Source organism: Arthrobacter sp. TRD_SC_6, assembly GCF_055361185.1.
In genome coordinates this window covers 775,265-788,106 of sequence record NZ_CM143953.1, presented here as the reverse complement: position 1 = coordinate 788,106, position 12,842 = coordinate 775,265, and the positions used below count along the sequence as shown (strand labels likewise).

Genomic DNA, 12,842 nt, shown 5'->3' with positions numbered 1-12,842 from the left:
ACATGGGTGACCGACCAAATCCGAAGACAGTAACGCTTCGGTTCCTCGCTGCGCCCACGGACCTCGGACACAGCGGTTCAGTCGATGCCGGAACGGTACTCGAATGGGTGGATAAGGCGGCGTATGCTGCTGCGGTTGGCTGGGCCAAGGGTTACTGCGTAACGGCGTACGTAGGCAACATCCACTTCGCGGACCCGGTCAACGTCGGCGATCTGGTTGAGGTCGAAGCAAGCATTGTGTACACCGGCAGATCCTCCCTGCACATCAGCACAGTGGTGTCGTCGGGGGACGTCCAGACTGGTGAGGCAAACATGCGCAGCCAGTGCCTGGTGATCTTCGTTGCGGTGGGCTCGGACGGTAAACCGGTGCAGGTGCCGCAGTTCGAGCCTGAGACGCCGGAGGAGGTTGAACTCCGTGACCAGGCAGTGGCGCGGATTGAGGTGCGGGACGCCATCGTTGCTGCCATGAGCGGGCAGGAATACACCGACGACGGCACAGCCGAGCGGGTAACCCTCCGCTTTCTCGCCGCGCCCACAGACGTGAATTGGGGCGGCAAGGTACACGGCGGAACGGTCATGGACTGGATCGACGAAGCGGCCTACGTGTGCGCCACGCGTTACTGTGGCCGGGACACGGTGGCGGTATTCTCCGGCGGGGTCAGGTTCTACCGGCCGTTGCTGATCGGAGATTTGGTCGAGGTGGAGGCGCGCCTGGTCTACACGGGCAACAAGGGCATGCACATTGCTGTGCACGTGCGTTCCGGCAGGCCTACCGGGCGGGACATGCAGCTCACCACATACTGCCTCACCGTGATGGTCGCCAGGGATGACACAGGCACCGCAGTACCCGTCCCGAGCTGGATACCCCACTCGGACGAAGACAAGCGCCTTGCAGCCCATGCACGGGAGTTGCTGGAAATCCGTGGCCGCGCGCCGGGAAGCAGCCTGCCGAACCACCTCACCGGGTAGCGCCTCCCTTCCCGGCTGGTGCCTAGCCCGTCGTGGTAATGAACAACACCGCGACGACCGTAAACAACGGAACCGAGTAGGAGAGCACGAAGCCGAGAAGCCGCTCACGCTTGCTTTCCTGTAACTGGGATTGAGACAGCGGAGACGTCACCGGATCCTCCGCCCCAGTGCTGCCCTCCCGCGAGATGATCAGCTGCCATAGGACGCCGGTGATCAGAAGCGCAGCGCCAATGGAAAGGGTAGGCGGCCCCGCCACCTCGGCAACCGTGTAAGCCTGGAAAGCAAGAAGCGCGGCAACGTGCGTCGCGCAGAAACCCAGCATGCCCACCACGGCAATGACCGGATGTTCCAGGAAGGCTCTGAGGACTTTCTCCGCCCGGAGCACCAGGAGCGCGAACGCGCAAAGCAACAGCACGGCGACGACGGCGTTCCCCAGCGTGAAATTCACCGGCTCGCCTGAGTTCACGGTTGTCAGGCCGGCGAGAAGGACATTCATGCCCGCGAGCTGAACGAGTATGGGAAGGACCACCCGGACAATCCCCTGAAGTTGGTTGTCCTCCGTGGGTAGATCCAGCGACCGCGCATACTCGATGGGATCCCCGAACGCCTCCTCCGCGGTCTGGCCGCTCTCCGCACAATGTGAGTTTGCTTCCGCCAGCGCGCTGCCGATGTGGTCGCCGTCAACACCTAAAAATCGAAGTTCGAGTATGAGCTGTTCTGCCCAGGCTTCCCCGACGGCTGGCGCGAGTGCGTGCTCAAGTGCGTACCGTCGTCGTTCATTCCCCTGTGTGTTCATGTGTTCCCCCTTGTAATGTGCGGCCCCCGGTCGAGTGGCCCCTTTGCCAGCAGGGCGGAGACCGCCCCAGAGAAGCGGTCCCAGTCGCCGGTGGCTTGTTCGAGCCGGCTGCGGCCCGCTCTAGTAAGCAGAACTAAAAACCGTTGCGGCGAACGGGCGCGATGTATACAGTGTGAACATTACCGTCCACACCAAGAAATCAACGAGCATGGAAGACTGATTGAATAATCCCAATCAGTTGGCTAAGCTGCGAAGGCGCCACACTCCGTAACCGCCCGAACCAGCGGACAGAAGCTGTCCGCAATCGCCTTACTCCCGCCATCGACGAAATCTAGGGTTAACCCATGACAATCATCCAGGCCGAGGGTCTGAAGAAGACCTACAAATCAAAGAGTGGTCCGGTGCATGCGCTGTCGGGCCTAAACCTTTCGGTCCCGCAGGGAACCGTGAAAGCCCTGCTCGGGCCCAATGGCGCGGGCAAGACAACCGCGGTGAAGGTGCTGACCACACTGATCAAACCGGACGAAGGGTCGGCGCGCATTGACGGGATCGATGTCCTTCGCAATCCACAGGCTGCCCGCCGCATCATCGGTGCGTCCGGCCAGTATGCCGCGGTGGACGAGAACCTGACCGGATTCGAGAACCTCGAGATGGTGGGCAGGCTCTACCACCTGGGCGCCAGGACCGCCCGCAATCGTGCGAAGGAGCTGATCGATCAGTTCGAACTCACCGAGGCGATGAACCGCCCAGTCAAGGGTTTCTCGGGCGGCATGCGGCGTCGGATCGACCTCGCAGGCGCTTTGGTGATCAATCCCAAAATCCTCTTCCTGGACGAGCCCACCACGGGGCTTGACCCTCGGAGCAGGCTCGCGCTGTGGGAGATCATCACCAACCTGGTCAATGAGGGCACCACGCTGTTGCTGACCACGCAGTACCTAGAGGAAGCTGACCACCTGTCCGACGACATCGCAGTGATCGACGGCGGCAAGGTCATCGCCGAAGGCACCTCAGACCAGCTGAAGGCGCAGATTGGCGGGCACCGTGTGGTGGTTGCCCTGGTGAATGAGGCCGACGCCGGCAGTGCCCGTGAAGTTCTCGGCCGCCATGGTGACGGTGAGCCTTCCGTCGATGGGCGCACTGTCGAAGTTGCCGTCACCGACGGTCCGCGTGCTCTGCAGTACGTGCTGGCAGACCTCGGCCAGGCCGGAATCCAGTTGCACGACGCCGGGATGCGGCGCCCCACACTGGACGACGTCTTCCTCAAGCTGACAGGCCACAAAGCCGAAGATGCCGCTGGTGAAACCTCGGAAAGTACAGAAACCAGAGTCGAAATGGAGCGAGCCCAATGACCGCCGTCGTCAGCCAACCGCAAACGTCCTATGAGGGCGTCGGATCGCCGGTCGGGCAGCTTATGTCGGATGGTTGGATCGCCACCCGACGCAACCTGATCAAGATCAAGCGCGTTCCCGAGATCCTGGTCTTCACCATCCTGCAGCCCATCATGTTCGTCCTGTTGTTCAGCCAGGTTTATGGCGGTGCCATGAACGTGAACAACTACACGCAGTTCCTCATGGCGGGCATCTTTGCCCAGACGGTGATCTTTGGATCGACCTTCTCCGGCGCGGCTATGGCCCAGGACCTGAAGGACGGGATCATCGACAGGTTCCGGAGCCTGCCCATGAACCCCGCAGCTGTGTTGATTGGTCGCACCAACGGGGACCTGGTCATCAACAGCATCTCGATGCTGATCATGATGGGAACCGGCTGGCTTGTAGGGTGGCGCGTGACAACCTCGTTCTGGGGGTTCCTGGGAGGAGTGGCAATCCTGCTCATGTTCTCCTACGCCTTCAGCTGGGTCATGGCGCTGCTCGGCATGAGCGTCCGCAGCCCCGAGGTGATCAACAACGCGTCCTTCATGATCCTCTTCCCGCTGACGTTCATCTCGAACGCGTTCGTGCCCATCCACACCATGCCCGAGGTGCTCAAGAACATCGCGGAATGGAACCCCGTCTCGGCGCTCGTGGAGTCTGCACGGCTTCTGTTCGGCAACACCAACCCGGAGTTCCCGGAGCCAACCGCCTGGACGCTCCAGAACCCGGTGATCACTGTGATCCTCGGAATTGTGGTGATGCTGGTCATTTTCGTCCCGCTGTCGATCAACAAATTCAAGTCGATAAGCTCCCGCTAGAAGAAACCCTGTACGACGGCGGCACCAAGGGCTGGAACGGAAGACCTTGTGCCGCCGTCGTCGTCTGTCAGGCGCGACAATGGAAGCATGCTCCGCCGCGCCGTCGTCGTTATTCTTTCGCTGTTGGTAACAGCTTGTACTGCCGCGCCGCCTGAGTCTCCGGAGCCAGCTGAACCTTCCGTCTCCGTCGAAATCTCAAGACCGCCGCTCACGGACCCGCCGGTCTCCGTCCAGACGCCCGGCGTCGTCAGGGCAACACCGGCACCGGATGCCAGTCTGGTCCTCGCGACTGACGCGTCCAGCGGCGATCTTCTCCTCATCGACCCTGCCGACCGCGAGGCCCCTGTACAAGAGGCCATCGCCGTGGGAGCCGCGCCGTGGGACGTGTATGTGGTGGCTGAGCGGGCATTCGTCTCGACGGCTGAAGGCGTTGCGGTGGTCGATCTGGACCAGCGGGTCCGCACCGCGCTGATCCCGTACGCCGCCCCGGTGGGTGAAACCAGCTTCGGTGAGTACCGGCCCGGCGGCACCGGAATTGTCGCGAGCGCTGACGGCACCACCGCCTACGTTGCAGTGCTGTTGGCCGACGGGACGTCAGTACTGGAGAAGATGGACGTCGGCGCGGAACGCGTAGTGGGCAGCGTGGACGTTGGCCTGCGGCCCTTCGACATCCTGCTGTCAAATGATGGATCGGAGGTCTACACGATCGATCACGACTCCTTCTCGGTCCACGTTGTCGACGTAGCTGAACTGACTGCCCGGCGTATTGAGGTGGCGCCCTTCGGCACCGACGGCGGACTGGCCTCGTGGGAGAAGCCGCACTACGGAGCAATCGACGACGACGGCAACCTCCTCCTGCCCTACCAGGGACTGGCGCTCGCCGTCGTCGACCCGTCCGATGGCTCGGTGGCTGTGGAGGAGATGACCGCGAACTCCCACCAGCACGGGGCGGCGTACGTTGACGGCTTGCTGCTGGGGATCGGCACGGGCGCGTTCGGCAACGCGACCGGCCAGCCGAACCTGACCATCCGCGATACGGCGACCGGTGAAGAGCAGGTGGTCCCGCTGGATCGGCTGCATGAAACGGTGGTGCCGTGGACCGATGCGGCGGGCGCGCAGTACGCGCTGCTTTCCGGCGGCTACACCCGGGACGGGTCCTGGCCGGGGATCACCGCCGTCAATCTTGAGACCCTTGAGCAGCACGAACTCGCTGTCCCAGGCCGGCCGCAATCCCTGGCCCCGTTCACCCCGTGAAGTTTTTGTCGCCTACCTGAGGCCAGACACGCTCAAAGGGCGCAAGTCGGGGACCTGAGCACGCCGACCAGAGGCGTACGCGTTCCGGCGAATATCGACGATGACGAGTTGGGCCGGGCCCGAACCTACATTCAGTTGAATCGCGGCTCACGGATAAGCCACCTTAGCGCCGCAAGACTGCACGGAATCGCAGTTCCTCACAGTGCGGAGTCGCTCCTGCATCTTTCCCGCCCGGCTGGGCTCGCGCTAACCAGGCGCGACGGGGTATCAGTCACCGATTGGCGTCCAGGCCCGAGGACATCACCACCGTGAACGGATTACCGGTTAGCAGTATCTTCCGCACCTTCGTAGACCTCGGAACCATTCTGCACCTGGACGACCTGGTTGCCGCCGGCGATTCGATCGTGAGCGAACACAACCGCCACTTCGGGGAGCCGCGTCTACCGATGACTCAGTTGGATGAGCTGCGACGACGGGTCGAAGAAACCAAGAAACTTCATGGCGTCCGCGCTGCACGGCTTGTGCTCGACCTGATTGTGCCCGGCGTGGATTCGCCACCGGAGACGAAGGTCCGCCTCATGCTCGGACGCGCCGGGCTGCCCGAGTTCACGCCGAATTGTCCCGTTGGTGCGGAGAAGGGGTTTCCGGTCTGGTCCGACCTCGGGTGCCCTGAGTTCAAGACGTGCATAGAGTACGACGGCGGCCATCACCTCACGCCCGAACAGCAGCAATACGATGCCCGACGGGACAGCGCACCCGCGAAGCGGGTTGGGCACAAGTGAGCTGAACAAGCTGGACCTTCGGCGGGGTGAGCCGTGGGTAGTCGCGTTAGTACGCCGCGCACTGCGCAGTCAGGGGTGGTCAGGCTAACAGGGAGGCACCCGCCGTCGTTCCTTGAAGGTTTTGTCGCCTACTTGCTGTCCGAACCGCGCGCAGGCCTCAAGTAGGCGACAAAAACTCAGAAGGTCCGGTCATCCTTTTGACGTACCGCGTCCACGGTGAAGATCATCCCTCCGGTCGGCGCCCAGCGGGGGCCCGATCCGTAGGCTTGAGGTACTCCCAAAAACCTCTTCCCCAAGGACGCTCACAATGATTGAGGCAGTAGAGCTGGCCAAGCGCTATGGCGCTAAAACAGCCGTAGATCGCATTTCCTTCACCGTGAAGCCCGGGCAAGTCACCGGCTTCCTCGGCCCCAACGGCGCCGGAAAATCGACCACCATGCGCATGATCGTGGGCCTCGACCGTCCGTCAGGCGGTGATGTCCGGGTCAACGGCAAGCACTACGCCCAGCACGCGGCCCCGCTCCGCGAAGTCGGCGCACTGCTCGACGCGAAGGCAGTCCACACCAAGCGCAGCGCCTACAACCACCTCCGCGCAATGGCCGCGACGCACGGAATCCCCAACAGCCGGGTCAAGGAGGTCATCGACATGACCGGCCTTGGTTCCGTGGCCAAAAAGCGTGTCGGCGGCTTTTCACTCGGCATGGGCCAGCGGCTCGGAATCGCGGCAGCATTGCTGGGCGATCCACACACCGTCATTCTCGACGAGCCGGTCAACGGCCTCGACCCCGAAGGCGTCCAGTGGGTCCGCCACCTCGTCAAGGGACTGGCAGCAGAAGGCCGCACGGTGTTCCTGTCCTCGCACCTCATGTCCGAGATGGCCCTCACCGCTGACCACCTCATTGTGATCGGGCGGGGACGCATCATCGCTGACGCCCCCATCGCGGACATCATCGCAGGTCAGGGCCAGGCCCGAACCCGCGTCCGCACCGACCAGGCTGAAACCCTCATTCCAGCACTCGCAGCTGAGGGCGTGACCACGCAGCAGCTCGACGGCGGCCTGTTCGAAATCACCGGGGCCGAGCCGCGGCACATTGCGCAGGTTGCGCTCGCCAACCAGGTGCTCGTCTACGAACTCACGCCACTCCAGGCATCGCTCGAAGAGGCTTACATGGAGCTCACCAGCGACGCCGTTGAATACCATTCACATGATCTTTCACAGGCTCCCGTCGGAGCCGGCGCCCAGGGAGGCAAGTAACCATGTCACACACAGCTACGGCAGCCACGCCGCAAGCATCGGCACCAATCCAACGCCAAACCACGGGTTCGGGAGTAAATTTCGGCCGCGTCCTGAAATCCGAATGGATCAAGATCACCACGGTGCCCTCAACGGTCATCCTGCTGTCCATCACCCTCATCGTCATGGTTGGCCTGGCCGCGCTCGGTGCCTGGGGTATCACAAGCCTTCAAGGCTCCATGGACTCCATGGCACAGGAGGATCCTGCCGCTGCAGCGCAGATGCAGGCCGACGGCGGAATGTCAGCGGCCGCGCTCACCATGCCTACCTCGGGTTTCGTCTTCGGGCAGTTGCTGATCGCATCCCTTGCTGTAGTCCTGATCGCTTCTGAATGGGCAACCGGAATGATCCGTTCCACCATGGTTGCTGTACCAAAGCGCATCCCGGCCCTGCTGGCGAAGAACCTGGTCATCGCGTTGATTGCCTTCGTGCTGGGGACAGCGGCTGCCTTCATCTCGTACTTCGTTGCGCAGCCGATCCTTGCGGGCGAAAGTCTGGACTTTTCCCTCTCCACTGACGGCGTTCTGCTCAGCATCTTCAACACAGGTGCGGCGCTTGCTCTGGTGGCGGTGCTCGCCATGTCCATTGGCACTCTGCTGCGCAATACCGCCGGCGCAATTGTCACAATTGTCGGACTGTTGTTCGTGGTACCGATCCTCGTCCTGACCCTGCTTTCCGGTCTTGCTGACTGGATCCCCGACGCTGCCCGCTTCCTCCCTGATGCTGGCGCCACACAGATGCTGGCCATCGATATCGCCGAGGGTTCCTTCAACCAGTGGCAAGGTGCCCTGGTACTCGGCGGCTGGGCGCTGGTTCTCCTGGTGATTTCCCTGATCGTCACCAAGAAGCGCGACGTCTAGGCGCGCGCACAATAAGCTCACTCCATGAGTGAAAAAGCCTCGGTGAAGGGGGCGGCGGAACGAACGGGCGCAGTCTCCTTCACCGAGATCAACGCACGGCGCCTCGGCCCTCTCCGCCGCTACTTCCGGAACCATCCGCGGATGATGGACGCGGTCGTCGTCGTGCTGTTTCTGCTGGCGAGCGTGCCCAACGTTTTCTTCGCCGCGGAAACTCCCATCGGCTGGTGGAGCCTGGCAGTCCTGGGAGCGGCAGCACTGATCCTCGCGTTCCGGCGCAGCAAGCCGCTGTTGGTCCTGGCGCTGCTCTGCCTGGTCGAGCCGGTCGCGCTGATTCTGTCCGAAGGACGGTCCAGTGGGGGAATCGCCATCTGGTTTGCGCTCTACGCGGTGGCGGTCGCGCACAGCGTAAGGACCGCGCTGATCGCACTCGTTGTTGCCGCAGCCTTTTCCATCGCCCCGCTCTTCTATCTGCCGGACATGGTGCCGCCGGAAGCGCCCTTCCTCGTCTGGATCGTGATGGGATTCATCCTGATGTGGTACGCCGTTGCAGTAGGCGTCGGCGTGTCCATCCGCCGCGAACGTGCTCACGAAGTGGAACTGCGGGAATGGGCTGACCGCAACGCAGACCTGGCCTCCGCCAATGAAAGAAACCGGATCGCGCGCGAGATGCACGACGTCGTCGCGCACTCACTTTCGGTGATGGTGGCGCTCTCCGATGGTGCCGCCGTCGTCATGAAACGGGATCAGGAACGTTCCCGCGAAGTCCTCTCGGAGCTTTCAGCCACCGGCCGTACGGCGCTCGCCGACATGCGCCGCGTGCTTGGTGTTTTGCGCGAAGGGCCGGACAACGCACCGCTCGAACCGCTTCCCGCCACGGGTTCGCTGGCAAGCCTGCTCGACGGGTTCCGTGCAGCAGGACTTCCCATCAAGGTCCAGCTCAGCGGACCCGGGATTCCCGGCGACCCCGCATTCGAACTGACCATTTACCGCATCATCCAGGAATCGCTGACCAACGTGCTTCGCTACGGCAAGGCGGTGACGCGGGTCGATATCGCAATCATGCGCCGGGGCGACGCTGTGCGGATCCGGGTGTCCGACGACGGCCGGGCCGCCATGGAGCCCACCGCGTCGATCGGGTCGGGGCAGGGAATTGCGGGTATGCGCGAACGCGCCGCCATCTACGGTGGATCCGTGAAGTACGGGCCGGTGCCATCCGGCGGCTGGGTTGTGGTCGCCGATCTCCAAATCCCCCATGAAAACCGACAGGATAAATCCGCGTGAGCGAACCGATCAAAGTGCTCCTGGTCGATGACCAACCCCTCCTGCGCATGGGCTTCCGGCTCATCCTCGAGGGCGAGGAGGACATGCTCATCGTGGGGGAGGCGTCAGACGGTGCTGATGGGGTGCGGCTTGTTGAAAGCCTGGCTCCGGACGTCATTCTGATGGACGTCCGCATGCCGGTGCTTGACGGCATTGAAGCGACCCGCCGCATCACCGAATCCGGGGCGTGCGCGCGGATCATCATCCTGACCACTTTCGACCTCGACGAGTACGCTTTCGCAGGTTTGCAGGCGGGCGCCTCGGCGTTCCTCCTGAAGGACGTTGCGCCGGACGAGCTGGTCCATGCGGTGCGCGTGGTCGCGAGCGGTGACGCCGTCGTCGCGCCCCGCATCACGCAGCGGCTGCTGGAAACGTATGTGCGTTCCAGGCCGGAAGCCCCCAAGCCGCCGCGGGATCCGCTCCTCGGCGACCTCACGCCACGGGAACTGGAAGTCCTCGAAGCCATCGCGGAGGGCCTTTCCAACGCTGAACTGGCTCACAAGTTCTTCCTCTCGGAAGCAACCGTGAAGACTCACGTGCGGCGCATCCTCACCAAACTGCACCTTCGCGACCGCGTGCAGGCCGTCGTGTATGCCTATGAGACCGGGCTGGTCACGCCAAGCCAGGGGTTGGATTTCTAAGTAGGCTGGGACCATGACTGCCGCTCACGCCCACATCGCTGATCTCGGAGCCTACGTCAGCGCTTCACCGTCCAGTTTCCACGCCGCCCACGAGGGAGGCGCACGCCTCCAGGCCGCGGGGTTCACCCGCTTGTTCGAGGAAGATGCCTGGAATGGTGGCCCCGGCCGGTTCTACGTGATCCGGGACGGAGCGCTGATCGCCTGGCACACGCCCGCGAACGCCACGGGAACCACCGGCTTTCACATCCTCGGTGCGCACACAGACTCGCCAACGTTCAAGCTGAAGCCTAAGCCGACTATCGGCCGGCACGGCTGGCTGCAGGCCGGCGTCGAGGTTTACGGCGGACCGCTGCTCAACTCCTGGCTTGACCGGGAACTCGCCCTGGCCGGCAGGCTTGTGACGCACGACGGCGCGGAGCACCTTGTGCACACCGGCCCCCTGCTGCGTTTCCCGCAGCTCGCAATCCACCTTGACCGCGCTGTCAACGAGAGCCTGAAGCTCGACAAGCAGCAGCACATGAATCCTGTCTGGGGGATTGGCGACCCGGCTCAGGCGGACCTCCTGCAACTGCTCGCAGGCGACGCCGGCCTTGAGGCGCGGGACATCGGCGGCTTCGAGGTGGTCATTGCTGATACGCAGGCCCCGCGCGTATTCGGTGCGGACGGAGAGTTCTTCGCCTCCGGCCGGTTGGACAACCTTTCGTCGGTGCACTCCGGGCTTACCGCACTTATCAACGCGTCGGAAAGGGCACAGAACGACGACGACGGGTCGCCAGCAGCGCCCACCGCTGTGCTGGCTGCCTTCGACCACGAAGAAGTGGGCAGCGGCTCCCGCTCAGGCGCGAGCGGACCGATCCTTGAGGACATCCTGTACCGGATCTCGGCCGGGTTGGGAGCTGACGCCGAAGCGCGCAGGCGGGCGCTGGCGTCGTCGTTCTGTGTTTCTGCCGACGCCGGACACGCAGTCCATCCCAATTACGCCGAGCGCCACGATCCCACCAACCACCCCATCCTCAATGGGGGGCCGCTGCTCAAGATCAACGCGAACCAGCGCTACAGTACCGACGCTCCAGGGGCTGCCTACTGGGCCCGGTTGTGCCGTGACGCCGGAGCGCCGTACCAGGAATTCGTGTCCAACAACGTGATGCCGTGTGGTTCCACGATCGGCCCGCTAACCGCCACGCGCCTTGGAATCCGTACTGTCGATGTCGGCGTTCCCCTGTTGTCGATGCACTCGGCCCGGGAACTGTGCGGGGTGGAGGATCCGTATCAGTTGACGAGGGTCGCCGAGAGGTTCTTCTCGACCGCCGCGTAGTTGTCCACAGCGGTTCGATCGGCCCACCGTGGTCCGGTACTATTGATGAGTCCGTGCCGTTGTGGGACCGCTGTCAGTACGCGGGATCAGGCGCACGAGGCAACGCACAAGAACCTCCTGTTGCGGAAGGACCGCGACCGTTTAGCCCAGAGGAGGTGGGTTCACAAATGCGTGCTTATGAACTGATGGTAATCATCGACCCCGATGTCGAGGAACGTACCGTTGAGCCAACACTCGAGAAGTTCCTGAACGTTGTTCGCAACGGTGAAGGAACCGTAGACAAGGTAGACATCTGGGGACGTCGCCGCCTGGCTTACGAAATCAAGAAGAAGGCCGAAGGCATTTACGCCGTCGTCAACTTCACCGCTACCCCGGCTATCGCAGCTGAACTTGACCGCCAGCTTGGTCTCAACGAGACCATCATGCGCACCAAGATCATCCGCCCCGAGGAGCAGAAGGTTTCCGCCGAGTAATTTCGGCTTCTAACCAGGTCCACCCCGGTGGACCAGTGACCGTAGGAGGCACCATGGCAGGCGAGACCACAATCACGGTCGTCGGTAATCTCACCAGCGACCCGGAACTTCGTTTCACCCCGTCAGGCTCGGCAGTGGCGAACTTCACCATTGCGTCGACGCCGCGGACCTTCGACCGTCAGTCCAATGAGTGGAAGGACGGCGAAACGCTGTTCCTTCGCGCGTCGGTCTGGCGTGAAGCGGCTGAGAACGTCGCGGAAACCCTCACCAAGGGAACCCGCGTTGTTGCACAGGGCCGCCTCAAGTCACGCTCGTATGACACCAAAGAGGGCGAGAAGCGCACCGTAATGGAGCTTGAGGTGGACGAAATCGGTCCATCCCTGCGCTACGCCTCGGCCAAGGTCAGCCGCACCCAGCGCTCCGGCGGTGGTGGTGGCGGATTCGGTGGAGACAGCGGAGGCGGCTCCAATGGTGGCGGTGGCGGTTCCAACCAGGGTTGGAACGGCGGCGGCCAGCAGAGCAAGCCCGCCCAGGATCCATGGGGCGCACCTGCCGGTGGCAACTCGTCCGGTTGGGGCAACGGCCCGGATTCCTCCGAGCCCCCGTTCTAACCACTCAACGTGGAACGCTGCCGCAACGGCCGCGTTCGACTAGTAATTCCCATCCCGCAGAACCGTTCTGCGGGCTCCACCAGACATAAGGAGCACCACGATGGCTAAGGCTGAACTTCGTAAGCCCAAACCAAAGTCAAACCCCTTGAAGGCCGCTGACGTCACCGTCATCGACTACAAGGACGTAGCACTGCTGCGTAAGTTCATTTCCGACCGCGGAAAGATCCGTGCACGCCGCGTAACCGGCGTCACCGTGCAGGAACAGCGCAAGATCGCACAGGCAATCAAGAACGCCCGCGAAGTTGCCCTCCTGCCTTACTCCGGCGCAGGCCGCGGTTAA

General features: G+C 63.1%; 14 protein-coding genes. 13 read left to right on the top strand and 1 reads right to left on the bottom strand.

Annotation, left to right across the window (positions count from 1 at the left end; translation table 11 throughout):
- Positions 1-2: 2 nt before the first annotated feature.
- Positions 3-968, top strand: a complete 966-nt coding sequence (locus ACWA1U_RS03865) for an acyl-CoA thioesterase (RefSeq protein WP_463724035.1) — start codon at positions 3-5, stop codon at positions 966-968.
- A 22-nt stretch (positions 969-990) separates the two neighbouring features.
- Here ACWA1U_RS03865 and ACWA1U_RS03860 read toward each other — a convergent pair whose 3' ends face one another.
- A complete protein-coding gene (locus ACWA1U_RS03860; RefSeq protein ID WP_463724034.1) occupies positions 991-1,764 on the bottom strand; it encodes a hypothetical protein in 774 nt (257 codons plus the stop codon).
- A gap of 344 nt (positions 1,765-2,108) precedes the next feature.
- Between ACWA1U_RS03860 and ACWA1U_RS03855 the strand changes: the two genes are divergently transcribed.
- From ACWA1U_RS03855 to rpsR, 12 genes are all read left to right on the top strand, one after another.
- Positions 2,109-3,113 (top strand): ATP-binding cassette domain-containing protein, encoded by a 1,005-nt coding sequence (locus ACWA1U_RS03855; RefSeq protein WP_463724033.1) that lies wholly within the window; start codon positions 2,109-2,111, stop codon positions 3,111-3,113.
- Positions 3,110-3,952: an ABC transporter permease gene (locus ACWA1U_RS03850; RefSeq protein ID WP_463724032.1), complete on the top strand. Its 843-nt coding sequence runs from the start codon at positions 3,110-3,112 to the stop codon at positions 3,950-3,952. Before ACWA1U_RS03855 ends, ACWA1U_RS03850 begins: the two co-directional genes overlap by 4 nt.
- An 87-nt stretch (positions 3,953-4,039) precedes the next feature.
- On the top strand, positions 4,040-5,206 hold the full coding sequence (locus tag ACWA1U_RS03845; protein ID WP_463724031.1) for a YncE family protein: 1,167 nt from the start codon (positions 4,040-4,042) through the stop codon (positions 5,204-5,206).
- A gap of 278 nt (positions 5,207-5,484) precedes the next feature.
- Positions 5,485-5,988 carry an endonuclease domain-containing protein gene (locus tag ACWA1U_RS03840; RefSeq protein WP_463724030.1) on the top strand — a complete coding sequence of 168 codons (504 nt, stop codon included), beginning with the start codon at positions 5,485-5,487 and terminating at the stop codon, positions 5,986-5,988.
- A gap of 307 nt (positions 5,989-6,295) precedes the next feature.
- Entirely contained in the window at positions 6,296-7,243 is a 948-nt protein-coding gene (locus ACWA1U_RS03835) for an ABC transporter ATP-binding protein (protein WP_463724029.1), read from the top strand.
- A gap of 2 nt (positions 7,244-7,245) precedes the next feature.
- Entirely contained in the window at positions 7,246-8,142 is an 897-nt protein-coding gene (locus tag ACWA1U_RS03830; protein ID WP_463724028.1) for an ABC-2 transporter permease, read from the top strand.
- A 24-nt stretch (positions 8,143-8,166) separates the two neighbouring features.
- Positions 8,167-9,423, top strand: a complete 1,257-nt coding sequence (locus ACWA1U_RS03825) for a sensor histidine kinase (protein WP_463724027.1) — start codon at positions 8,167-8,169, stop codon at positions 9,421-9,423.
- Positions 9,420-10,103 carry a response regulator gene (locus ACWA1U_RS03820; RefSeq protein ID WP_463724026.1) on the top strand — a complete coding sequence of 228 codons (684 nt, stop codon included), beginning with the start codon at positions 9,420-9,422 and terminating at the stop codon, positions 10,101-10,103. Before ACWA1U_RS03825 ends, ACWA1U_RS03820 begins: the two co-directional genes overlap by 4 nt.
- 13 nt (positions 10,104-10,116) lie before the next feature.
- Entirely contained in the window at positions 10,117-11,418 is a 1,302-nt protein-coding gene (locus ACWA1U_RS03815) for a M18 family aminopeptidase (protein ID WP_463724025.1), read from the top strand.
- Between the two features lie 167 nt (positions 11,419-11,585).
- Positions 11,586-11,891, top strand: coding sequence for a 30S ribosomal protein S6 (gene rpsF, locus ACWA1U_RS03810; protein WP_463724024.1), 306 nt, complete (start codon positions 11,586-11,588; stop codon positions 11,889-11,891).
- Between the two features lie 53 nt (positions 11,892-11,944).
- Entirely contained in the window at positions 11,945-12,502 is a 558-nt protein-coding gene (locus ACWA1U_RS03805; RefSeq protein ID WP_463724023.1) for a single-stranded DNA-binding protein, read from the top strand.
- Positions 12,503-12,602: 100 nt separating this feature from the next.
- A complete protein-coding gene (rpsR, locus tag ACWA1U_RS03800; protein WP_005273147.1) occupies positions 12,603-12,842 on the top strand; it encodes a 30S ribosomal protein S18 in 240 nt (79 codons plus the stop codon).

Excerpts from the sequence above, each read along its gene's own strand:
- ACWA1U_RS03865 (WP_463724035.1), top strand. The coding sequence starts at position 3 with ATGGGTGACCGACCAAATCCGAAGACAGTAACGCTTCGGTTCCTCGCT.
- ACWA1U_RS03860 (WP_463724034.1), bottom strand. The coding sequence starts at position 1,764 with ATGAACACACAGGGGAATGAACGACGACGGTACGCACTTGAGCACGCA.
- ACWA1U_RS03855 (WP_463724033.1), top strand. The coding sequence starts at position 2,109 with ATGACAATCATCCAGGCCGAGGGTCTGAAGAAGACCTACAAATCAAAG.
- ACWA1U_RS03850 (WP_463724032.1), top strand. The coding sequence starts at position 3,110 with ATGACCGCCGTCGTCAGCCAACCGCAAACGTCCTATGAGGGCGTCGGA.
- ACWA1U_RS03845 (WP_463724031.1), top strand. The coding sequence starts at position 4,040 with ATGCTCCGCCGCGCCGTCGTCGTTATTCTTTCGCTGTTGGTAACAGCT.
- ACWA1U_RS03835 (WP_463724029.1), top strand. The coding sequence starts at position 6,296 with ATGATTGAGGCAGTAGAGCTGGCCAAGCGCTATGGCGCTAAAACAGCC.
- ACWA1U_RS03830 (WP_463724028.1), top strand. The coding sequence starts at position 7,246 with ATGTCACACACAGCTACGGCAGCCACGCCGCAAGCATCGGCACCAATC.
- ACWA1U_RS03825 (WP_463724027.1), top strand. The coding sequence starts at position 8,167 with ATGAGTGAAAAAGCCTCGGTGAAGGGGGCGGCGGAACGAACGGGCGCA.
- ACWA1U_RS03815 (WP_463724025.1), top strand. The coding sequence starts at position 10,117 with ATGACTGCCGCTCACGCCCACATCGCTGATCTCGGAGCCTACGTCAGC.
- rpsF (WP_463724024.1), top strand. The coding sequence starts at position 11,586 with ATGCGTGCTTATGAACTGATGGTAATCATCGACCCCGATGTCGAGGAA.
- ACWA1U_RS03805 (WP_463724023.1), top strand. The coding sequence starts at position 11,945 with ATGGCAGGCGAGACCACAATCACGGTCGTCGGTAATCTCACCAGCGAC.
- rpsR (WP_005273147.1), top strand. The coding sequence starts at position 12,603 with ATGGCTAAGGCTGAACTTCGTAAGCCCAAACCAAAGTCAAACCCCTTG.